This is a genomic window from Streptomyces sp. NPDC050842 (assembly GCF_044456565.1).
Classification (GTDB): Bacteria; Actinomycetota; Actinomycetes; order Streptomycetales; family Streptomycetaceae; genus Streptomyces.
In genome coordinates this window covers 19,812-39,446 of record NZ_JBITGA010000014.1, presented here as the reverse complement: position 1 = coordinate 39,446, position 19,635 = coordinate 19,812, and the positions used below count along the sequence as shown (strand labels likewise).

Genomic DNA, 19,635 nt, shown 5'->3' with positions numbered 1-19,635 from the left:
TTCGCCTGCGTCGAGTGCTCCGTTCAGCCTAGTCAGCGGAGGGAGGACGCGTCGCGGCGCCCGCCTTCCGAGACGGAGGGCGGGCGCCGGGGACGTCCTCTAGAGCTGCTGCTGGCGGATGAGGTCCTCCAGGGAGCCCTGGGGCACCGCGCCGTTCGGGGTCAGCTTGTCGACGGCCTGCGGCAGGGACCGGGCGATCTGGTCGGCGGCGTCCTGCGGGCTGACGCCTGCGTCGGCCGCGACCTTCTGGAGGGTGTCGTCCGGGAGGGCGCCGGCGATCTGGGCGCCGCTGACGGGCTGGTTCTCGCCGGTGCCGACCCAGGACTGGGTCTGGTCGACGAGACCGGACTTCGTCAGCATGTCGAGGAGTCCACCGAGCGGGTTCGCGCCGCCGCCGGTGCTCTTGTCGCCGCCGAGGGCGCCGAGCAGGGAGCCGAGGATGCCGCCGGCACCGCCGCTACCGCCTTGACCGCCGCCTCCGAGGAGACTGCCGAGGTCGCTTCCTGCCATCCTTCTGCCTTTCGTCCGGTACAGATCACGCCCAATCTCACCCATACCGGTTCGTTCCGCCACTCGCTGTACACACCCGGACACGGTCGGGACGCGGTCGAGCGGTAGAACAGTCGGCATGCTGCTGCACGTCGTACCGCGGGCCGACTGGGCCGCCGACCCCGCCGACCCGACCGCCCCCTACGCCCCGCCGTCGCTCGCCGCCGAGGGCTTCGTCCACTGCTCTGCCGACGAGGCCTCGGCACTGGCGATCGCCGACGGCCCCTACCGGTCCGTCCCCGGCCCGCTCCTGGTCCTCGTGATCGACGAGTCCCGGCTGAGCGGCGAGGTCCGCTGGGAGGGCTCGGAGGGCCGCCTCTTCCCACACGTCTACGGAGCGATCGAGCGGGCCGCCGTGACGGCGGTCCTGGAGGTCCGCCGGGACACGGACGGCCGTGCGAGGGAGCTGACGCCGCGCCCGTAGGCGTGTTGCGGGACCCCGGGCCGGGGCACCGCCAAGCTGGCGCCATGACTTCACGCGCCACGAACCGCCGTACCGTCCTGTTCGCCGCCGCCGCCCTGACGACGGGCTGCGGCTCGGACGGCGAGGGCGACGGCGGCACAACCACCAGCGCCCCGGCCACACCGAGCGCGCCCGCGGCATCCGCCACTCCTGAGACTCCGGCCACGTCGCCCACGACGACCGGCGCTCCCCCGCTGGCGACGACGTCCGAGATCCCGGTCGGCGGCGGCACCGTCTTCACCGAGGCGAAGGTGGTCGTCACGCAGCCCACCGCCGGGGAGTTCAAGGCCTTCTCCGCGGTCTGCACCCACCAGGGCTGTCTGGTGAACAAGGTCGCGGACGGCACCATCGACTGCCCCTGCCACGGCTCCAAGTACCGCATCGCCGACGGCTCGGTGGTCGCGGGCCCGGCTCCCCGTCCCCTCCCGGCCAAGCAGATCAATGTCTCGGGGGAATCGATCACCCTCGCGTAGCCTCACCCGCATGACCCCGGACGAGCTGGTGCGCGACCACACGATCTACTCCTGCGTGATGGGCTCGCACGCCTTCGGTCTGGCGACCGAGGGCAGCGACACCGACGTGCGGGGCGTCTACCTCGCCCCGACGCCGCTCTTCTGGCGGTTCGACAAGCCCCCGGCCCATGTGGAGGGCCCGGGCGAGGACCAGTTCAGCTGGGAGCTGGAGCGCTTCTGCGAGCTGGCCCTGCGCAACAACCCGAACGCCCTGGAGTGCCTGCACTCCCCCGTCGTCGAGCACGTCGACGACACGGGCCGCGAACTCCTCTCCCTGCGCGGGGCCTTCCTCTCCCGGCAGGCCCACCAGACCTTCGTCCGCTACGCCGCCGGCCAGCGCCGCAAGCTGGACGCGGACGTCCGCCAGTACGGGCACCCGCGCTGGAAGCACGCGATGCACCTGCTGCGGCTCCTGACGAGCTGCCGCGACCTGCTGCGCACGGGAGAACTCCGCGTCGACGTCGGCGCGGAGCGCGACCGCTTCCTCGCGGTCAAGCGGGGCGAGGTGCCGTGGCAGGAGGTCGAGTCCTGGATGAACCGCCTCCAGGACGAGGCGGACCGCGCCCACGACACGAGCCCGCTCCCCGCCGCCCCGGACCACGCCCGCGTCCAGGACTTCCTGATCCGCGCCCGCCGCGCCTCGCTCTGACGCCCTGACGCCCTGACACTCAACGCCCCGGCACCCCGCTCGGGACGCCGGCCCCCGCTCAGGCGTCCCAGAGCGCCCCGAACGTCAGCAGTTCGCTCCGGTACTCGACGCGCTCGGCCCACTCCTTCGGCCAGGCGTCCGCGCCCAGGTGGGCGCCGGCGAAGGCGCCCGCGAGCGCGGCGATCGAGTCGGAGTCGCCCCGGGTGCAGGCCGCCCTCCGCAGGGCGGTGAGAGGCTTGGCGGGGAAGAGGAGGAAGCAGAGCAGGCCGGTCGCGAGGGCCTCCTCGGCGATCCAGCCGTCGCCGGTGTACGCACAGGGGTCGAGCTCCGGGTCGGCCGTGCGCTGGACGGCGTCCAGCCGCTCCAGCACGGCCAGGCACTCGTCCCAGCCGCGCTCGACGAAGTGCCGGGCGGAGGGGTCCTGGGAGCGGGTCCACAGGTCGCCGAGCCAGTGCTCGTGGTAGCGCGAGCGGTTCTCGTACGCGTACGAGCGCAGCTGTCCGACGAGCCCGGCCGGGTCCACGCCCTGGGCGAGGAGGTACACGGCGCGGGCGGTGAGGTCGGAGGCGGCGAGCGCCGTGGGGTGGCCGTGGGTGAGGGCCGCCTGGAGCTGGGCGGCGCCCGCGCGCTGCTCCTCGCTCAGCCCGGGGACGAGGCCGATCGGCGCGACCCGCATATTGGCGCCGCAGCCCTTGGAGCCGATCTGGCTGGCGTCCTGCCAGGGCAGGTCGCCGTCGAGGAGCTGGCAGGCACGCAGGCAGGTGTTGCCGGGGGCCCGGTTGTTCTCCGGGGAGTGGTACCAGCCGACGAACTCGTCCCGGACCGGCCGGGCGAGGCGCGCCGCGGCGAGGACACCCCGGTCCATCGCCGTGCGGATGCCCCGGGCGAAGGCGAGGGTCATCTGGGTGTCGTCGGTGACGTACGCCGTCCCGCGGGCGACCGGGAGGTCCATCTCCCGCCAGGGGCCGAAGGCGGCGAGGATCGCCGGCACGTCCTTGAACTCGGTCGGGAAGCCGAGCGCGTCGCCGAGCGCGAGGCCGACGAGGGATCCGGTCGCGGCCTGCTTCACCGCCGTACGGGTCGGGGTCAGGGTCATGAGGGACGTCCTTCCGGTCGCAGGAGCGGCGGGTGGAGGGCCGTGGCCTCGCCCGCCCGGTAGAGAGCGGCCGGTTTCCCCCGTCCGCCGGTGCGGCGCGGCGGCCCGTCCACGGCCCGGACGAAGCCGGGTGTGGCGAGGACCTTGCGCCGGAAGTTGGGGCGGTCGAGTTCGACTCCCCAGACCGTCTCGTACACCTGCCGGAGCTCGCCGAGGGTGAACTCGGGCGGGCAGAAGGCGGTGGCGAGGCACGTGTACTCGAGCTTGGCGCCGACGCGTTCGCGGGCGTCGGCGAGGATGCGGTCGTGGTCGAAGGCCAGCGGCCCGTACGAGCCGTAGGGCAGCCACCGCGCCTCGGCCGCGTCGCCGCCGCCGCGCGGCTCGGGCAGGCCGGGGACGAGCGCGGTGAAGGCGACGGAGACGACCCGCATCCGGGGGTCCCGGTCGGGGTCGCTGTAGGTGCGGAGCTGTTCGAGGTGGAGTCCCGCGACGGTGGCGCCGGGCAGTCCGGTCTCCTCGGCGAGTTCGCGGCGGGCGGCCGTCTCGGCGGACTCGCGGGGCAGGACGAAGCCGCCGGGCAGCGCCCACTCCCCCGCGTGCGGCGCCTGGCCCCGCTGGACGAGGAGGACGTGGAGGCGTTCCTCGCGGACGGTGAGGACGGCGAGGTCGACGGTGACGGCGAAGGGCTCGAAGGCGTACTTGTCGTAGCCGCCCGGTGCGGGCGGGACGGTGTTCATCGGCGCTCCGGCAGGGGGTCGGCGAGGTGGCGGCCCTCGGCGAGGAGCGCGTCGACGGCGGCGACGGCCGCCGCGAGCCGCTCCTCGTGCGGGCCGCTGAGGACGGCCGTCCGACGGCCGCTGTGGGCGAGCTGGGTGAGGAAGCGTGCGGTCATCCAGGGCCGCAGGTACTCCCCGTCGCGCAGCGCTGTGCCCTCGACGTTCTCGAATTCGACACCCCGGTGGTCGGTGAGCAGCCAGAGGTGCTGGCGGCCGTGGGAGGCGACCTCCCCGGTCTCGGCGCTCGCGATGCCCGTGTACCGCTCGTGCCAGATGGTGGCGGCGAAGGCGTCGGTGTCGCAGACGAGCACGGGCGAGCCGTCGCGGGCCGCCTCCTCCTCCAGTTCGGCCTGGCGCCGCGCGATGACGGGGAAGTCGGAGGAGCGGAAGGTGACGTCGGACCGGGTGGCGCCGGGGCGTTCGGCCCGGAGTTCGGCGAGCTTGAGGTCGCGGTACTCGCGCCCGTACTCCGGTACGCACCGGGTCCGGGCCCAGACGCCGCCGCGCCGCCGGTAGTGGTCGGCGAGGGCGAGGGCCATGGTGGTGGTGCCGGTGGACTCGGCGCCGAGGACGACGACGCGCCGGGTGAGCGCGGCGCGGACCGGCGGCTCCAGGAAGTCCCAGGAGCCGGCGAGGTCGGCGCGGACGGCGGCGCCGGAGACGGGGAAGCGGATGCGGTCGGGGTCGACGCTGACGGCCTCCGCGCCGAAACGGCGGCCGAGCTCGTCCCCGTACGACTCTCCGTACGGCTCCCCGTACGGCTCCCCGTACGGCTCCGCGACGAAGACGGCGTCGACCCGCTCGCGCACGGCGTCCCGCAGGCCGCCGGGGCTGTCGTCGGCGGCTCCGACGACGAGGGCGTCGGGGTGGATCTCGCGCATCCAGGCGACGCGGTCGGCCAGGGGAAGGCTCTCGGCCGAGATGCCGCAGACGAGCACGGTGAGGCGCTCGCACCGCTCGCGCGCGGTGCGGACGAGGTGGTGGTGGCCGGCGTGCGGCGGGGAGAAGCCGCCGAGGACGAGGCCGTGGCCGTAGTGCTTCACACCGCTCCCTCCTTAAGAGTCACTCTGACTATAAATGGGGACGCGCCCCGGCCACAAGCACGAGAGGGCACGGAAAGGGCCCGTGACCGACCTGCGGTCACGGGCCTCTCGCGGAGAAGGGCGGGAACTACATCCCGACTTCCTTCATCAGCATGCCGACCTCGGTATTGGTCAGACGGCGCAGCCAGCCCGACTTCTGGTCACCCAGCGCGATCGGGCCGAAGGCCGTACGGACCAGCTTGTCGACCGGGAAGCCGGCCTCGGCCAGCATCCGGCGCACGATGTGCTTGCGGCCCTCGTGCAGCGTGACCTCGACCAGGTAGTTCTTGCCGGTCTGCTCGACGACGCGGAAGTGGTCGGCGCGGGCGTACCCGTCCTCCAGCTCGATGCCGTCCTTGAGCATCCGGCCGACCTCGCGGGGCAGCGGGCCGGTGATGGCGGCGAGGTAGGTCTTCTTCACGCCGTACTTGGGGTGCGTGAGGCGGTGGGCCAGCTCACCGTGGTTGGTGAGGAGGATGATGCCCTCGGTCTCCGTGTCGAGCCGGCCGACGTGGAAGAGCCGGGTCTCACGGTTGTTGACGTAGTCGCCGAGGCACTGGCGGCCTTCCGGGTCCTCCATGGTGGAGACGACGCCGGAGGGCTTGTTCAGCGCGAAGAAGAGGTAGGACTGGGTGGCGACGGTCAGGCCGTCCACCTTGATCTCGTCCTTCTCCGGGTCGACGCGCATGCCCTGCTCGACGACGATCTCGCCGTTGACCTCGACGCGGGACTGCTCGATGAGCTCCTCGCAGGCACGCCGCGAGCCCACGCCGGCCCGGGCGAGGACCTTCTGCAGACGCTCGCCCTCCTGCTCGGCGCCGGGGAAGGTCTTGGGGGTCTTGATCTCCGGCTTGCCGGCGTACCGCTCCCGGTTGCGCTCCTCCGTACGGGCGTCGTACTCGCGCGAGCGGGAGGGCTCGGTACGGCCGCCACCGCGCTGCGGGGACTGCCGGGGGCCGCCCTTGGCACCACCGCGCGCGGAGGCGCCGCGGCCGCTCTTGGGGCCGCCGGCGGAGCCGCCGAGGCCGGGGACGTCGTACTGGCGCTCTTCGGGACGCGGGTTGCGCGGCCTGGCGCTGCCGCCGCCCTGCCTGTCGTCGCGGCCGCCGCCGGCGCCGCGGTAGCCACCGCCACCGCTGCTGCTGCCGCCGCGGCCACCGCCACCGCCGCCGCCGCTGCCACCACGACCGGCGCCGCCGCCGCTGCTGCCGCCGCGGTAGCCACCGCCGCCGCTGCTGCTGCCGCCGCGGCCACCGCCGCTGCCGCCGCGGCCGCCGCTGTTGCCACCACGGCTCCCGCCGTTGTTTCCGCTGCTGTTCCTGCCGCTGCTGCTTCGCATCAAATTTCCGTCTTGTCGTCTACGTCTGCGTCCGGATCGAACGACGGGACGCCTTCCAGGGAGTCCGGCTCGACCGTCTCCGCCTCGGGGAGGAAAGGCGCGAGCTCGGGGAGTTCGTCCAGGCCGCGCAGGCCCATCCGCTCCAGGAAATAGTTCGTCGTCCTGTACAGGATCGCACCTGTTTCGGGTTCCGCGCCCGCCTCCTCCACCAGACCCCGCTGGAGCAGGGTCCTCATGACCCCGTCGCAGTTGACCCCGCGGACCGCTGAGACCCGGGAACGGCTGACCGGCTGGCGGTACGCGACGACCGCGAGGGTCTCCAGAGCCGCCTGGGTGAGCCGGGCCTGCTGCCCGTCGAGCACGAAGGCCTCGACGGCCGCGGCGTGGGCGGCTCGCGTGTAGTAGCGCCAGCCCCCGGCCACCCGCCGCAGCTCGAAGCCGCGGCCCTGGACGGTGTACTCGTCGGCCAGCTCGTGCAGGGCGTCGGCCACCTCGCGCGGGGTGCGGTCCAGGACCTTGGCCAGGTGCTGCTCGGTGGCGGGCTCGTCGACGACCATCAGGACGGCTTCGAGGGAGGGCTTGAGGTCGCTCATGCGGCGGTCTCCTGGTCGAACTCGTCGGTCACGGCCCCGGACGGGTCCGCCTCCCCGCCGGTCCAGGAGACCGTGAGGTCCTCCAGGGCGGTCTCCTGGTCGAGGGCGACGGCCTTCTCCCGGTAGAGCTCCAGGAGGGCGAGGAAGCGGGCGACGACGGTGAGGGTGTCGTCTCCGACGTCCTCGATCAGCTCCCGGAAGAGGGCCGTGCCGCGCTCGCGCAGCAGCGCGACGACCACAGCGGCCTGCTCGCGGACGCTGACGAGCGGGGCGTGGATGTGGTCGACGTACACCTGGGGCTCGGCCTTGGGCTGCATGGCCTTGACGGCCAGCCTGGCGAAGCCCTCGGCCCCGATGGAGATGACGACCTCGGGAAGCAGCTCGGCGTGGTGCGGTTCGAGCCCGACGGTACGGGGGTGGCGGCGCCCCTCGGCCTCCCAGCGGTCCTGGAAGATCTCCGCGATCCGTTTGTACGCGCGGTACTGGAGGAGGCGGGCGAAGAGCAGGTCGCGGGCTTCCAGGAGGGCGAGGTCGGCCTCGTCCTCCACCTCGGCGGCGGGGAGCAGCCGGGCGGCCTTGAGGTCGAGCAGGGTGGCGGCGACGACGAGGAACTCGGTCGTCTGGTCGAGGTCGCCGTCGGGGCCCAGGGCGCGGAGGTGCGCCATGAACTCGTCGGTGACCTGGGAGAGGGCGACCTCGGTGACGTCGAGCTTGTGCTTGGTGATCAGCTGGAGGAGCAGATCGAAGGGCCCCTCGAAGTTCGCGAGCCGGACCGTGAACCGCCCGTCGCCGGGCTCGGCGTCCACCGGAGGACCGACGGAAGCTACGGGAGCGACGGGAGCGACGGGTACGGGCTCCCCCGCCGAAGGCCCCGCCGAAGGCCCCGCCGAAGGCCCCGCCGAAGGCCCCGCCGGCACCGTCTCGCCCGGGCCGCGGCCCAGGGGGCGGCGGCCCGGCGGGCGGGACGTTTCGTCAGAGACGCGGTGCATGGGGTTCCAGGAGGTACGGAGAGCTCGGCAGCCCGCAGGCTACCGTCAGCGGCCGCGCAGGCGGCGTACGAGGATGCTCGCGTCGCCGCGGGACTCCAGGTCCGCCAGGACCACGGCGACCGCCTCCCGGACGATCCGCCCCCGGTCGACGGCGAGACCGTGCTCGCCCCTGAGGACGAGTCGGGCGTGCTCCAGGTCCATGAGCTCCTCGGCGGAGACGTAGACCGTGATCTTCTCGTCGTGGCGCTCGCGGCCGCTGGGCCGCCGGTTCGGGGTACGGCCGCCGCGCCGCCGGGCGGCCGGGGCCGGGACCTGCGCCGCGTTCGCCGGCTTCGGGGCGGGGCTCTCCGGCTCCGCCGTCCGGGCGCGCGGTTCGGCCGCCTCGGAGCCCGCCGCCGTGTGTTCCGCGGAGCCTTCGGCCGCCGCCGTGTCGCTCTCACCCGCCGGAGCCGGGACGGCCCGGCGGGGTGAGGACGACTGGAGCGCCGTCCCCCCGGTCGTACGGAAGAGTTCGTCGGCGCCGGGCAGACTCACTCGGCGTGACACCGGGCGAGCACCTCCCTGGCGAGCTGACGGTAGGCGGCGGCGCCCACGGAGTTCGAGGCGTACGTGGTGATGGGCTCGCCGGCGACCGTGGTCTCCGGGAAGCGCACCGTCCGCCCGATGACCGTGTGGTAGACGTGGTCGTCGAAGGCCTCGACGACGCGCGCGAGCACCTCACGGCTGTGCACGGTCCGCGAGTCGTACATCGTGGCGAGGATGCCGTCGAGCTCCAGGTCGGGGTTGAGCCGCTCCTGGACCTTCTCGATCGTCTCGGTGAGCAGCGCCACTCCGCGCAGGGCGAAGAACTCGCATTCCAGCGGCACGATGACCTTGTGAGCCGCCGTCAGGGCGTTCACGGTCAGCAGACCGAGCGAGGGCTGACAGTCGATCACGATGTAGTCGTAGTCGTTCATCAGCGGCTTCAGGGCGCGCTGGAGCGTGGACTCGCGCGCGACCTCGCTGACCAACTGGACTTCGGCGGCCGAGAGGTCGATGTTGCTCGGCAGCAGGTCCATGTTGGGAACGGCGGTCTTGAGGAGTACCTCGTCCGCCGACATGCCCCGCTCCATGAGCAGGTTGTAGACGGTGAGGTCGAGCTCCATCGGGTTCACGCCGAGGCCGACCGACAGGGCTCCCTGCGGGTCGAAGTCGACGAGCAGCACCCGTCGTCCGTACTCGGCGAGCGCGGCACCCAGGTTGATGGTCGACGTGGTCTTGCCGACGCCGCCCTTCTGGTTGCACATCGCGATGATCTTCGCGGGTCCGTGGTCGGTCAGGGGACCCGGAATCGGGAAGTACGGCAGCGGCCGTCCGGTGGGGCCGATCCGCTCGCGGCGCTGGCGGGCAGCGTCGGGTGCGAGGGTGGCCGCGTACTCCGGGTCGGGCTCGTACTCGGCGTCGGGGTCGTAGAAGTGCCCCTCGGGCACCTCGTCAAAGGCGGCGAAGTGGGTGGACTCTCGGCCCATCTCGTTGCCGGCCGTGGCGTTCACGTGTAGGCCGTCCATCGTCTTCATCGTGTGGGCTGTCGTCATGGGCTGGTGCGTCGCGAAGGTCCGCACCGCGACGGAGCCGATCGGGGCACCTGGCGCACCGCTCCCGGGAGTAATTGTCGACTCATTCACAAGTCGTCTTACCTCCTTGGATGTCACCAGGAACATTTATCGATAGGTCAGCGTGGCACCATGCCGACGGTTGGCGACTCTATGGCGTGTCACCGCTCCGCAGCAACACAATCCGCCGGACCCGGCCGGATGTGTCGGCAACCGAACACGTCTCTGTCAAGGGTGCGCAGGCATGCATCCACACGTTTCAGGGGTGCGCGAAACGGTTAAAGGGTTACGTTCGAGGCGAGTTGCGCGGGCCCCGGACGGGGCCGGACGCACAGCCGGCCGGACCTTGTCGAACAAGGTCCGGCCGGGTGTGTGGCATTGACGGCACCGGTTGACGGCGGCGCCTCGGGGGTCAGGCCAGGAGGGTGCTCAGCTCGACGTGCTCGAGGCCGTGCGCCTCGGCGACCTCCTTGTAAACCACCTTGCCGTCATGGGTGTTGAGGCCCAGACCGAGCGCGGCGTCGCGGCGCAGCGCCTCGACCCAGCCGTTGTTCGCCAGCGACACGATGTAGGGCAGCGTGGCGTTGGTGAGCGCGTAGGTGGAGGTGTTCGGGACCGCGCCCGGCATGTTGGCGACGCAGTAGAAGACCGAGTTGTGGACCTGGAAGGTCGGCTCGGCGTGGGTGGTCGCGTGGGAGTCCTCGAAGCAACCGCCCTGGTCGATCGCAATGTCGACAAGGACACTTCCGGGCTTCATCTTGGCGACGAGCTCGTTCGTGACCAGCTTCGGGGCCTTGGCGCCCGGGATGAGGACGGCGCCGATGACGAGGTCGGCCTCGACGACGGCCTTCTCCAGCTCGTAGGCGTTGGAGACGATCGTCTTCACCTTGGTGCCGAAGATCTTGTCGGCCTCACGGAGCTTGTTGATGTCACGGTCGAGCAGGGTCACGTGGAAGCCCATGCCGACGGCGATCTGCGTGGCGTTCCAGCCGGAGACGCCGCCGCCGATGACGACGCACTCGCCGGCGTGGGTGCCGGGGACGCCGCCGGGGAGCACGCCACGGCCGCCGACCGAGCGCATCAGGTGGTAGGCGCCGACCTGCGGGGCCAGGCGGCCCGCGACCTCGGACATCGGGGCGAGCAGCGGCAGGGCGCGGTTCGCGGTCTCGACGGTCTCGTAGGCGATGGCGGTGGTGCCGGACTCCAGCAGCGCGTCCGTGCACTCGCGGGAGGCGGCGAGGTGCAGGTACGTGAAGAGGGTCTGGTCCTTGCGGAGGCGGTGGTACTCCTCCGCGATGGGCTCCTTGACCTTGAGCAGCAGGTCGGTGGTGGCCCAGACCTCGTCGGCCGTGGCGAGGATCTCGGCGCCGGCGGCGACGTACTCCTCGTCCGTGATCGAGGAGCCGACACCGGCGTTCTGCTCGATGAAGACCTGGTGGCCGTTGCGGACGAGCTCGTGGACACCGGCAGGGGTGATGGCCACGCGGAACTCGTTGTTCTTGACCTCGCGGGGGATGCCGACCTTCATCGTCGATCACGGTCCTTGAATCTGGGGGAAGACAACTGGGGTACTGCGATACATACCCGGATGCACTGCGGCGCACCGGGGCAGACCACGTTCGAACGCGGCGGACCCAGTCTAATGAAGGAGTTCCCGGTGTCTAGCCTTTCAAAGTACTAATCTTTCTCGAACCCACTGCGGATTTCGTAGGCTGCGGCTTCCGTTTCCAGCAATCGCTCGGCTGCGGCCCTGTGCAGCCTGGCGGCGGCCGGGTCGCCGAGCCGGTCGAGGGTGTCGGCGAGCCGCAGCTGGAGCGCCGCCTGGAGCCGGCCGTCCTGCGCCCGCCGGGCCCACTCCACCGCCTCCTCGCAGGTCCGCAGCGACTCCTCGGGCCGCCCCGCGTACTCCTGGACCCGGGCCGCCTCGCTCAACGCCCGTGCGTGGCCCGGGAGATCGGCGAGCCTGCGGTAGCCGGCCGCGGCGGCCCGCCAGTTCCGCAGCGCCTCGCCGTACCGCCCCGCGTAGGTCTGTACGGCGCCGAGGCGGCCGTACAGCCGCGCCTGGTCGGGGCGCTCGTCCCGGGCGAGGCGCTGGGCGAGCGCCCGCCCGTACCAGTCGCCCGCCCGCTGCCAGTCCCCCAGCTCCTGATACGAGCCACCTACGGATTCCATTGCTCGACCGGTGGCATACGGATCATTTGCTGCCCTCCCGGCATCCAATGCCGACCGATATCGCAGCAGAGCGTCCTTCGTGCGTCCGGTCTTCGCATCGAGATCGGCCAGGTTCAGCAGCGCGGCCGCCCGCTCGCGGTGCAGTCCGCGCCGCTCGGCCACGTCGAGGACCAGCTGGTGGAGGCCGTACAGCTCGGGCGCCGCCGCCTCGGCGCCCCGGTGCGCGGCCAGCGCCCTGACCAGCGAGGCGATCAGGCGGCGGGCCAGGGTGTCGAGCTCCCCGTCGGCGACGGCGAGGCGGGCGGAGGCGAGCAGGACGGGCTGCCGGGAGCGGAGCCAGTCGGCCCCGGCGTCCCGGTTCGGGAAGCGCAGGGCGCGCGGCAGACCGGCCAGTTTCAGCCGGGCGGCCGAGCCCTCGGGTTCGGTGACCGCACGGCACGACTGGAGGAGCCGTACGGTCCGCTCCAGCATCCGGGCCCGGGCGAGCTGCACCTCGGCGGGCCGGTCGCGCTCCTCCAGCTGAGCGCGAAGGAGGGGGACGAGATGGCCGGGGACCTCGTACTGCCCGTCCTCGCCACCGGAGACGAGCCCCAGGGCGGCGAAGTCGACGAGGGTGGTGGCCGCCGCGGAGACCGAGCAGCCGGCCAGGGCGGAGGCGGTGTGGGCGTCGGCCCGGCCGAGCGGGGCCAGGGAGAGGAATCGCAGTATCCGGGCGGCGGTCGCGGGCAGCGCCTCGTGGGCGAGCAGGAAGGTCCGGGTGAGCGGGTCACCGGTCAGCCCCCGCAGCTGCTTCGCGAGGTCGGCGACGGAGGCCTTGGGGCGGGCGGCGAGCCAGCCCCCGGCGAGGACGACCGCTCCGGGCATCCCCCCGCACTCCTCGACGAGGCTCTCGGCGGCCTGCGGGTCGACGGTGATGCGGACGGAGCCGGTGAAGGCGGTGAGCAGCTCGATGGCCGACTTGGGGTCGAGTCCGCCGAGGGTGCAGGGCCGTACGTCGGGGATACCGGTGAGCGGCCCGCGCGACACGCCGACGACCAGGGTCTCGGGGTCGTCGGGGATCAGCGGGTCGGCCTGCTCGGCGTCGACGGCGTCGTCGAGGATCAGGACGGCCTTGCGCCCGGCGAGGGCGTGGCGGACCAGCTCGGTCAGCTCGTCCTCGCCGGCGCCGGGCGGCTCGGCCACGCCGAGCGCGGCCAGGAGTTCCTGGGCGACGCGGGCGGTGGGCACGGGGTCCCCGCCGGGCTCGGTGAGCCGGGCGCGGAACACCCCGTCGGGGTAGCGGTCGGCGAGCCCGTCGGCCAGCTCCTCGGCGAGGGCGGTGCGCCCGGAGCCCGGCTTGCCGGCGACGAGCAGGACCCGGGCCCGGGGTGCCTTGCGGCCCGTGAGGGTGTCGAGGCCGGTCCGTTCGATGTCGGCGCGCAGGGCCTTCAACTCCCGCTGCCGGCCGAAGAACCGCCGGCTCACGGCCGCCGCCACCGCCTGATCCGTCACGGGCCACGCTCCCGTCCACCTGCGCACGAGCCGATCCCGCGGGGGTCTCCGCACGGGTGATTCCGAGCGTAGTTCAGGGCGCGGCACGGACCCGGTGGAGCGCGGCGGGCACGTCCCCCGATCGGATCAGCCGATGGTCACACCGCCAGGGCCTGTCCGGCGGATCAGGGTCGGACAGGCCCTAGGCCTCGTCCGGATACGGTCTACGACTCGAACGGGCGGGCCGGCCAGGGCGCGTCCGCCGGGCGCAGCGCCTCGACGCCTTCGCCCGCGCGCGCGGCGGCCAGCGACAGGACGCCCACCACCAGGCAGTTGTTGTGCAGCTCGCCCGCGAGGACCCCCCGCACCAGCTCCGCGAGCGGCACCCGCGCGAGCTCCATGTCGGCCTCCTCCTCGGAGACCTCGAAGCGCACGCCCTCCGCCTCCGCGAGGTCCCGCGCGAGGAAGATCCGTACGGCCTCGTCGCAGCCGCCGGGCGTCGTGTAGACGTCGGTCAGGACCCGCCAGTCCTCGGCCTTGACGTGGGCCTCCTCGTACAGCTCGCGCTGGGCGGCGTGCAGCGGGTTCTCGCCGGGCACGTCGAGGAGCCCCGCGGGGATCTCCCACAGCTTCTGCCGCACCGGGTGCCGGTACTGCTTGAGCAGCAGGACCCGGTCCTGCTCGTCCAGGGCCAGGACGGCCACCGAGCCGGGGTGGACCTGGTAGTCGCGGCGGGCGACCGTACCGTCCGGCATGACCACGTCGTCCGTGCGGACACTGGTCTTCTTTCCCTGGAAGGGGGTCGTCGTCGCCGCGACCCGCCACTCCTCCGGGGTGTCCTGCAACTGCATGTGCTGTCCTCCCACATACGAAAGCCGGGGTACGCGTCCGTGAGGACCCGTACCCCGGCAACGTTAACGCCCGTGGCTACTTGGCCGGCTTGCCCGTCTTGCGCTCGACGGCCGCCTTGACGAGGCCCGCGAAGAGCGGGTGCGGGCGGGTCGGGCGGGAGCGGAGCTCCGGGTGCGCCTGGGTGGCGACCAGGTAGGGGTGGATCTCGCGCGGGTACTCGACGTACTCCACGAGCTTGTTGTCCGGGGAGGTGCCCGAGAAGACCAGGCCGGCCTTCTTCTCCAGCTCCGCGCGGTAGGAGTTGTTCACCTCGTAGCGGTGGCGGTGGCGCTCGTCCACGTACGGCTGGTCGTCGTAGACCTCGCGGACGATCGAGCCCTCGGCGAGCTTCGCCGGGTACAGGCCCAGGCGCATCGTTCCGCCCAGGTCGCCGGCGCCCTCGACGTACGCGAGCTGCTCCTCCATCGTGGAGACGACGGGGTGCGCGGTGGCCGGGTCGAACTCGGTGGAGTTGGCGTCCGGGATGTCCGCGAGGTTCCGCGCGGCCTCGATGACGATGCACTGGAGGCCGAGGCAGATGCCGAGCAGCGGCACCTTGTTCTCACGGGCGTACTGGATCGCACCGATCTTGCCGTTCACGCCGCGGTCGCCGAAGCCGCCGGGGATGAGGACCGCGTCGACGTCGCCGAGCTGCTTCTTGGCGCCGGCCGGCGTCTTGCACTCGTCGGAGGTGACCCACTTGACCTTGACCCGGGCCTTGTTGGCGAAGCCGCCGGCCCGCATGGCCTCGGTGATCGAGAGGTAGGCGTCGGGCAGGTCGATGTACTTGCCGACGAGCGCGACGGTGACCTCGTGGTCGGGGTTGTGCACGCGGTCCAGCAGGTCGTCCCAGGTGGACCAGTCCACGTCGCGGAACGGCAGGTCGAGCTTGCGGACGACGTAGGCGTCCAGGCCCTCGGTGTGCAGGACCTTCGGGATGTCGTAGATCGACTTGGCGTCGATGGCGGCGACGACCGCGGCCTCGTCGACGTCGCACATCAGCGAGATCTTGCGCTTGATGGCGGTCGGGACCTCGCGGTCGGCGCGCAGGACGATCGCGTCCGGCTGGATACCGATGTTGCGCAGGGCGGCGACCGAGTGCTGGGTCGGCTTGGTCTTCAGCTCGCCGGAGGGGCCGATGTAGGGCAGCAGCGAGATGTGCACCACGAAGACGTTGTCGCGGCCGACCTCGTGGCGGACCTGGCGGACGGTCTCCAGGAACGGCAGGGACTCGATGTCGCCGACGGTGCCGCCGACCTCGGTGATGACGACGTCCACGTCGTCCGTCGCCATGCGGCGGATCCGGGACTTGATCTCGTTGGTGATGTGCGGGATGACCTGCACGGTGTCGCCCAGGTACTCGCCGCGCCGCTCCTTGGCGATGACCTGCGAGTAGACCTGGCCGGTGGTGACGTTGGCCGAGCCGTCGAGGTCGACGTCGAGGAAGCGCTCGTAGTGGCCGATGTCCAGGTCGGTCTCGGCGCCGTCGTTGGTGACGAACACCTCGCCGTGCTGGAAGGGGTTCATCGTGCCCGGGTCGACGTTCAGGTACGGGTCGAGCTTCTGCATCGTGACCCGCAGGCCTCGGGCCTTGAGGAGCGCACCCAGGCTGGAGGCGGTCAGTCCCTTGCCGAGGGAGGAGGCGACACCCCCGGTGACGAAGATGTGCTTGGTCGTCGTGGTGTTGGGCGGCATCGCCAAGAGGGGGCTCCCGTGGTCGCGTTCTGGAGGTGCGTACCGGCGTCCCCTCCGGAAGAATCGGGGGGTGCCGTCGCTGCGGTTTCGGGGTCCTCGGCTGTCGCCGTTTCCCACCGGTCCACGGGGTACCAGGGTATCAGCGACATCGAGAGGCCGCTTCCGGCCACACGCGGCAGTCGGGTGTACACGGACGGCTACGGAAGGGGGTGGGGGCGGGCCGTAGGGTGGGGCATCGACGGGGTCACGGGCCTGTTCACCCGATCGGAGCAGCGACGTTACCCGCGTGATCACCGGGTCACTAGGGTGCGACGTATTCTGCTCGGACATTGCCCGCCGAGCAGACCGGCCGGCGGCACCACCCCGCCACCTCGGCCGGCGCGAGCGCTCGTCGACGATCCCTTGACCGCTGAGACAACCAGACCCGGCTGACACCCAGCCGGCGCATCCGAGCAAGCGCCCCACGGGGCGGACGTGGCCGTTCGACTGGAGTGAAGCACGTGGCCGGGCGCATCGAGGATTACGCACTCATCGGGGACATGCAGACCGCCGCCCTGGTCTGCCGGGACGGCAGCGTCGACTGGCTGTGTCTCCCCCGCTTCGACTCCCACGCGGTCTTCGCGGGCCTGCTCGGCACCGAGGAACACGGGTTCTGGCGGGTCGGCCCCACCGTGGCCGAGGACGCCGAGCCGCCCCCGGCCGACCGGCGCCGCTACCGGGGCGACTCACTGATCCTGGAGTCCGAGTGGGACACCCCGCGCGGCACGGTCCGGGTGACCGACTTCATGCCCCCGCGCGACGGAGCCCCGCAGATCATCCGGGTCGTGGAGGGCGTCTCCGGCCGCGTCGCGATGCGCTCCGCGCTGCGGATGCGCTTCAGCTACGGCCGGATCGTGCCCTGGGTCCACAAGGTCGGCGAGCGCACGGTCGCCGTCGCCGGGCCCGACTCGGTGTGGCTGGACACGGACGCGGAGACGCACGGCGAGGACCTCACCACGTACTCCGAGTTCACCGTCTCCCCCGGTGACCGGATCACCTTCACGCTCTCCTGGCAGCCCTCCCACAAGGAGCCGCCCGCGCTGCCGGACCCGGAGGGCTCGCTGGAGGCGACCGCCGACTTCTGGCGCGAGTGGGTCGAGCACTGCACGTACCACGGCCCCTACCGGGAGGCCGTCGTCCGCTCGCTGATCACCCTGAAGGCGCTGACGTACGCGCCGACCGGCGGGATCGTCGCCGCGCCGACCACCTCGCTGCCCGAGGAGATCGGCGGCGTCCGCAACTGGGACTACCGCTACACCTGGCTGCGGGACGCGGCGATCACCCTCTCCTCGATGCTGCGCACCGGCTACCGCGAGGAGGCCCGCGCCTGGCGGGACTGGCTGCTCCGCGCGGTCGCGGGCGACCCCGAGAACCTCCAGATCATGTACGGCATCGCGGGCGAGCGGGAGCTCGGCGAGGCGGAGCTCGACTGGCTCCCGGGGTACGAGAACTCCGGCCCGGTCCGGGTCGGCAACGGCGCCGCCAACCAGCTCCAGCTGGACGTCTACGGCGAGGTCACCGAGGCCCTCCACCTCGCGCACATGACGGGGCTCTCCCGCAACGACTACGCCTCGCTGCTCCAGCTGAAGCTCATCAGGTACCTGGAGACCCACTGGGACCAGCCCGACGAGGGCATCTGGGAGGTCCGCGGCCCGCGCCGCCACTTCACCCACTCCAAGGTGATGGCCTGGGTGGCCGTCGACCGCACGATCAAGCTCATCGAGTCCGGGGACGCCGACGGCCCGCTGGAGCGCTGGCGCGACCTGCGCGACGAGATCCACCGGGACGTCTGCGAGAAGGGCTACGACCCGGAGCGGAACACGTTCACGCAGTCGTACGGCTCCAAGGAGCTGGACGCCTCGCTGCTGCTGATCCCGCAGATGGGCTTCCTGCCGCCGGACGACAAGCGGGTCATCGGCACGATCGAGGCGATCCAGCGGGAGCTGTCCACGGAGGACGGCTTCGTGCTGCGCTACCCGACGGCCGGCGAGGAGGCCGGCGTCGACGGCCTGGAGGGCGACGAGGGCGCGTTCCTCGCCTGCTCGTTCTGGCTCGCCGACGACCTGGCGATGATCGGCCGGGTCGACGAGGCCCGCACCCTCTTCGAGAAACTGCTCTCCCTCCGCAACGACCTCGGACTGCTCGCCGAGGAGTGGGACCCGCGGCTCCAGCGCCAGGTGGGCAACTTCCCGCAGGCGTTCAGCCACGTCCCGCTCATCGACACCGCGCTGCGCCTGACGGCCAGCGGGGCGTACGGCGGCTGAGACGCGGCGCGCGGCCCGCCGGAATACCCTGAGAGGGTCCTGTCCCCCCCCCGAGGAAAGGGGGGCCCTCCCATGGCTCCCCCGCACAGCGTCCCGCAGGCCGCTCTCACCGGGCTCCGGGAGGATCTCGCCGGTGTGGTGCTCGTCCCCGGCGATCCCGGTTACGACGAGGCCCGGACGATCCACAATGGAATGATCGACCGCCGGCCGGCGGTCATCGCCCAGTGCGCGACCCCGGAGGACGTCTCCAACGCGATCCTCTTCGGCCGTGGGACGGGTCTGCCCATCGCGGTGCGCGGCGGCGGGCACAGTGTCGCCGGCACGTCCGTCGTCGACGACGGCCTCGTGATCGACCTGCGCCGGATGCACGCGGTCGTCGCCGACCCCGAGCACATGACGGTACGGGTCGAGGGCGGCGCGACGATGAGCCATCTCGACCACGCGACCCAGCCCTTCAGGATGGCCACGACCGGTGGCCGGGTGTCCACGACGGGCGTCGGCGGGTTCACGCTGGGCGGCGGTTCGGGCTGGCTGGAGCGGAAGTTCGGCCTCGCCAGCGACAACCTCCTCGCGGCGGAGCTGATCACGGCCGAGGGCAAGCACGTCCACGCGGACGCGGAGCGGAACCCGGAACTCTTCTGGGCCCTGCACGGCGGCGGCGGGAACTTCGGGGTCGCGACCTCGCTCACCCTGCGGCTGCACGAGCTGCCGGCGATGAGCATCGCGATGCTGTTCTTCATGCCGGAGGCCGCGCCCGAAGCGGCACGCACCTTCCGCGACCTCCTCGCGTCCGCCCCCGACGACGTCGGCGGCGGGGTCATCTACCTCCCCGCGCCGCCCGAACCGTTCGTCCCCCAACACCTCGTCGGCGAGCTGGTCTGCGGGACGCTGTTCACGTACGCCGGTCCCGTCGCCGAGGTCCGCGAGCTCGCGGCGCCGCTGTTCGCGCTGAAGCCCGTGATCGAGATCGTCACGGACATCGCCTACGCCGATCTCCAGTGCATGCTCGACGACCCGCCGGGCCTCCGGAACTACTGGTCGGCGGAGTACCTGAGAGCGTTGCCGGACGAGGCGGTGGACGCCTACTGCGCCCGTGCGGAGCTGATCCCGCCCCCCACCTCCTGCCAGCACGTGCTGTTCCCGCTGGGCGGCGCGGTGGCGGCCGGCCGGCCCGACGACCCGATCCCGTGGCGTTCCGCGCCCTGGGTCGTCCACCCCTTCGCGACCTGGGTGGACCCGGCCGACGACGAACGGGCGATCCAGTGGGTCAGGGACGTGCGGGCCGATGCGAGGCCGTGGTCGACCGGAGCCGTGTATCTGAACTTCATCGGCTCCGAGGGCGAACAGCGGGTGGTCGAGGGCTTCGGCGCCGAGAACTACCGGCGCCTGGCCCGGGTCAAGGCCGCCTTCGACCCCGACAACGTCTTCCGCTTCAACCACAACATCACACCGGCCGCCTGAGAC

18 protein-coding genes are annotated in these 19,635 nt (G+C 72.2%); 5 read left to right on the top strand and 13 right to left on the bottom strand.

The features are described 5' to 3' along the window. Window positions 1-99: 99 nt before the first annotated feature. Window positions 100-510 carry a YidB family protein gene (locus tag ACIBG6_RS35505; RefSeq protein ID WP_399226853.1) on the bottom strand — a complete coding sequence of 137 codons (411 nt, stop codon included), beginning with the start codon at window positions 508-510 and terminating at the stop codon, window positions 100-102. A gap of 118 nt (window positions 511-628) precedes the next feature. Here ACIBG6_RS35505 and ACIBG6_RS35500 point away from each other — a divergent pair, with 118 nt between their 5' ends. Genes ACIBG6_RS35500 through ACIBG6_RS35490 form a run of 3 tightly spaced genes read left to right on the top strand, consistent with a single transcriptional unit; the run spans window position 629 to window position 2,173 of the window. Next, complete coding sequence (locus ACIBG6_RS35500) at window positions 629-973, top strand: DUF952 domain-containing protein (RefSeq protein WP_399226852.1); 345 nt, start codon at window positions 629-631, stop codon at window positions 971-973. 44 nt (window positions 974-1,017) lie between these two features. Further along, entirely contained in the window at window positions 1,018-1,485 is a 468-nt protein-coding gene (locus ACIBG6_RS35495) for a Rieske (2Fe-2S) protein (protein ID WP_399226851.1), read from the top strand. Window positions 1,486-1,495: 10 nt separating this feature from the next. Further along, window positions 1,496-2,173, top strand: a complete 678-nt coding sequence (locus ACIBG6_RS35490) for a DNA polymerase beta superfamily protein (protein WP_399226850.1) — start codon at window positions 1,496-1,498, stop codon at window positions 2,171-2,173. A 58-nt stretch (window positions 2,174-2,231) separates the two neighbouring features. On the opposite strand, the gene ACIBG6_RS35485 is transcribed toward ACIBG6_RS35490, so the two are convergent. The 12 genes from ACIBG6_RS35485 to ACIBG6_RS35430 all read right to left on the bottom strand — a co-directional run bounded on the left by ACIBG6_RS35485 (window position 2,232) and on the right by ACIBG6_RS35430 (window position 15,868). Continuing rightward, window positions 2,232-3,269 (bottom strand): ADP-ribosylglycohydrolase family protein, encoded by a 1,038-nt coding sequence (locus ACIBG6_RS35485; RefSeq protein WP_399226849.1) that lies wholly within the window; start codon window positions 3,267-3,269, stop codon window positions 2,232-2,234. Then, window positions 3,266-4,006, bottom strand: coding sequence for an NUDIX hydrolase (locus tag ACIBG6_RS35480; protein WP_399226848.1), 741 nt, complete (start codon window positions 4,004-4,006; stop codon window positions 3,266-3,268). Before ACIBG6_RS35480 ends, ACIBG6_RS35485 begins: the two co-directional genes overlap by 4 nt. Beyond that, window positions 4,003-5,088: an AAA family ATPase gene (locus ACIBG6_RS35475; RefSeq protein WP_399226847.1), complete on the bottom strand. Its 1,086-nt coding sequence runs from the start codon at window positions 5,086-5,088 to the stop codon at window positions 4,003-4,005. Before ACIBG6_RS35475 ends, ACIBG6_RS35480 begins: the two co-directional genes overlap by 4 nt. Before the next feature lie 127 nt (window positions 5,089-5,215). Next, entirely contained in the window at window positions 5,216-6,466 is a 1,251-nt protein-coding gene (locus ACIBG6_RS35470) for a pseudouridine synthase (protein WP_399226846.1), read from the bottom strand. Further along, on the bottom strand, window positions 6,466-7,059 hold the full coding sequence (gene scpB / locus ACIBG6_RS35465) for an SMC-Scp complex subunit ScpB (RefSeq protein ID WP_399226845.1): 594 nt from the start codon (window positions 7,057-7,059) through the stop codon (window positions 6,466-6,468). Before scpB ends, ACIBG6_RS35470 begins: the two co-directional genes overlap by 1 nt. Next, window positions 7,056-8,048 carry a segregation and condensation protein A gene (locus tag ACIBG6_RS35460; RefSeq protein ID WP_399226844.1) on the bottom strand — a complete coding sequence of 331 codons (993 nt, stop codon included), beginning with the start codon at window positions 8,046-8,048 and terminating at the stop codon, window positions 7,056-7,058. Before ACIBG6_RS35460 ends, scpB begins: the two co-directional genes overlap by 4 nt. 45 nt (window positions 8,049-8,093) lie before the next feature. After that, complete coding sequence (locus ACIBG6_RS35455) at window positions 8,094-8,582, bottom strand: hypothetical protein (protein WP_399226980.1); 489 nt, start codon at window positions 8,580-8,582, stop codon at window positions 8,094-8,096. Further along, window positions 8,579-9,604: a ParA family protein gene (locus ACIBG6_RS35450; protein WP_037631020.1), complete on the bottom strand. Its 1,026-nt coding sequence runs from the start codon at window positions 9,602-9,604 to the stop codon at window positions 8,579-8,581. Before ACIBG6_RS35450 ends, ACIBG6_RS35455 begins: the two co-directional genes overlap by 4 nt. Window positions 9,605-10,052: 448 nt before the next feature. After that, the gene (ald, locus tag ACIBG6_RS35445; protein WP_399226843.1) at window positions 10,053-11,168 is read right to left on the bottom strand and encodes an alanine dehydrogenase; all 1,116 of its coding nucleotides are present in this window, start codon (window positions 11,166-11,168) and stop codon (window positions 10,053-10,055) included. 149 nt (window positions 11,169-11,317) lie between these two features. Further along, entirely contained in the window at window positions 11,318-13,303 is a 1,986-nt protein-coding gene (locus tag ACIBG6_RS35440) for a tetratricopeptide repeat protein (RefSeq protein ID WP_399226842.1), read from the bottom strand. A gap of 203 nt (window positions 13,304-13,506) precedes the next feature. Next, window positions 13,507-14,133, bottom strand: coding sequence for an NUDIX domain-containing protein (locus tag ACIBG6_RS35435; protein WP_399226840.1), 627 nt, complete (start codon window positions 14,131-14,133; stop codon window positions 13,507-13,509). A 76-nt stretch (window positions 14,134-14,209) separates the two neighbouring features. Further along, window positions 14,210-15,868: a CTP synthase gene (locus ACIBG6_RS35430; protein ID WP_399226839.1), complete on the bottom strand. Its 1,659-nt coding sequence runs from the start codon at window positions 15,866-15,868 to the stop codon at window positions 14,210-14,212. Between the two features lie 500 nt (window positions 15,869-16,368). Between ACIBG6_RS35430 and ACIBG6_RS35425 the strand changes: the two genes are divergently transcribed. Both ACIBG6_RS35425 and ACIBG6_RS35420 read left to right on the top strand, forming a co-directional pair. Next, window positions 16,369-18,171, top strand: a complete 1,803-nt coding sequence (locus ACIBG6_RS35425; RefSeq protein ID WP_399226838.1) for a glycoside hydrolase family 15 protein — start codon at window positions 16,369-16,371, stop codon at window positions 18,169-18,171. Window positions 18,172-18,243: 72 nt separating this feature from the next. Then, window positions 18,244-19,632 carry an FAD-binding oxidoreductase gene (locus tag ACIBG6_RS35420; protein WP_399226837.1) on the top strand — a complete coding sequence of 463 codons (1,389 nt, stop codon included), beginning with the start codon at window positions 18,244-18,246 and terminating at the stop codon, window positions 19,630-19,632. Window positions 19,633-19,635: the final 3 nt, after the last annotated feature.

Bases quoted from the DNA above. Each gene is read 5' to 3' on its own strand.
- ACIBG6_RS35505 (WP_399226853.1), bottom strand. From the start codon at position 510: ATGGCAGGAAGCGACCTCGGCAGTCTCCTCGGAGGCGGCGGTCAAGGC.
- ACIBG6_RS35500 (WP_399226852.1), top strand. From the start codon at position 629: ATGCTGCTGCACGTCGTACCGCGGGCCGACTGGGCCGCCGACCCCGCC.
- ACIBG6_RS35495 (WP_399226851.1), top strand. From the start codon at position 1,018: ATGACTTCACGCGCCACGAACCGCCGTACCGTCCTGTTCGCCGCCGCC.
- ACIBG6_RS35490 (WP_399226850.1), top strand. From the start codon at position 1,496: ATGACCCCGGACGAGCTGGTGCGCGACCACACGATCTACTCCTGCGTG.
- ACIBG6_RS35485 (WP_399226849.1), bottom strand. From the start codon at position 3,269: ATGACCCTGACCCCGACCCGTACGGCGGTGAAGCAGGCCGCGACCGGA.
- ACIBG6_RS35480 (WP_399226848.1), bottom strand. From the start codon at position 4,006: ATGAACACCGTCCCGCCCGCACCGGGCGGCTACGACAAGTACGCCTTC.
- ACIBG6_RS35470 (WP_399226846.1), bottom strand. From the start codon at position 6,466: ATGCGAAGCAGCAGCGGCAGGAACAGCAGCGGAAACAACGGCGGGAGC.
- scpB (WP_399226845.1), bottom strand. From the start codon at position 7,059: ATGAGCGACCTCAAGCCCTCCCTCGAAGCCGTCCTGATGGTCGTCGAC.
- ACIBG6_RS35460 (WP_399226844.1), bottom strand. From the start codon at position 8,048: ATGCACCGCGTCTCTGACGAAACGTCCCGCCCGCCGGGCCGCCGCCCC.
- ACIBG6_RS35450 (WP_037631020.1), bottom strand. From the start codon at position 9,604: ATGAAGACGATGGACGGCCTACACGTGAACGCCACGGCCGGCAACGAG.
- ald (WP_399226843.1), bottom strand. From the start codon at position 11,168: ATGAAGGTCGGCATCCCCCGCGAGGTCAAGAACAACGAGTTCCGCGTG.
- ACIBG6_RS35435 (WP_399226840.1), bottom strand. From the start codon at position 14,133: ATGCAGTTGCAGGACACCCCGGAGGAGTGGCGGGTCGCGGCGACGACG.
- ACIBG6_RS35430 (WP_399226839.1), bottom strand. From the start codon at position 15,868: ATGCCGCCCAACACCACGACGACCAAGCACATCTTCGTCACCGGGGGT.
- ACIBG6_RS35420 (WP_399226837.1), top strand. From the start codon at position 18,244: ATGGCTCCCCCGCACAGCGTCCCGCAGGCCGCTCTCACCGGGCTCCGG.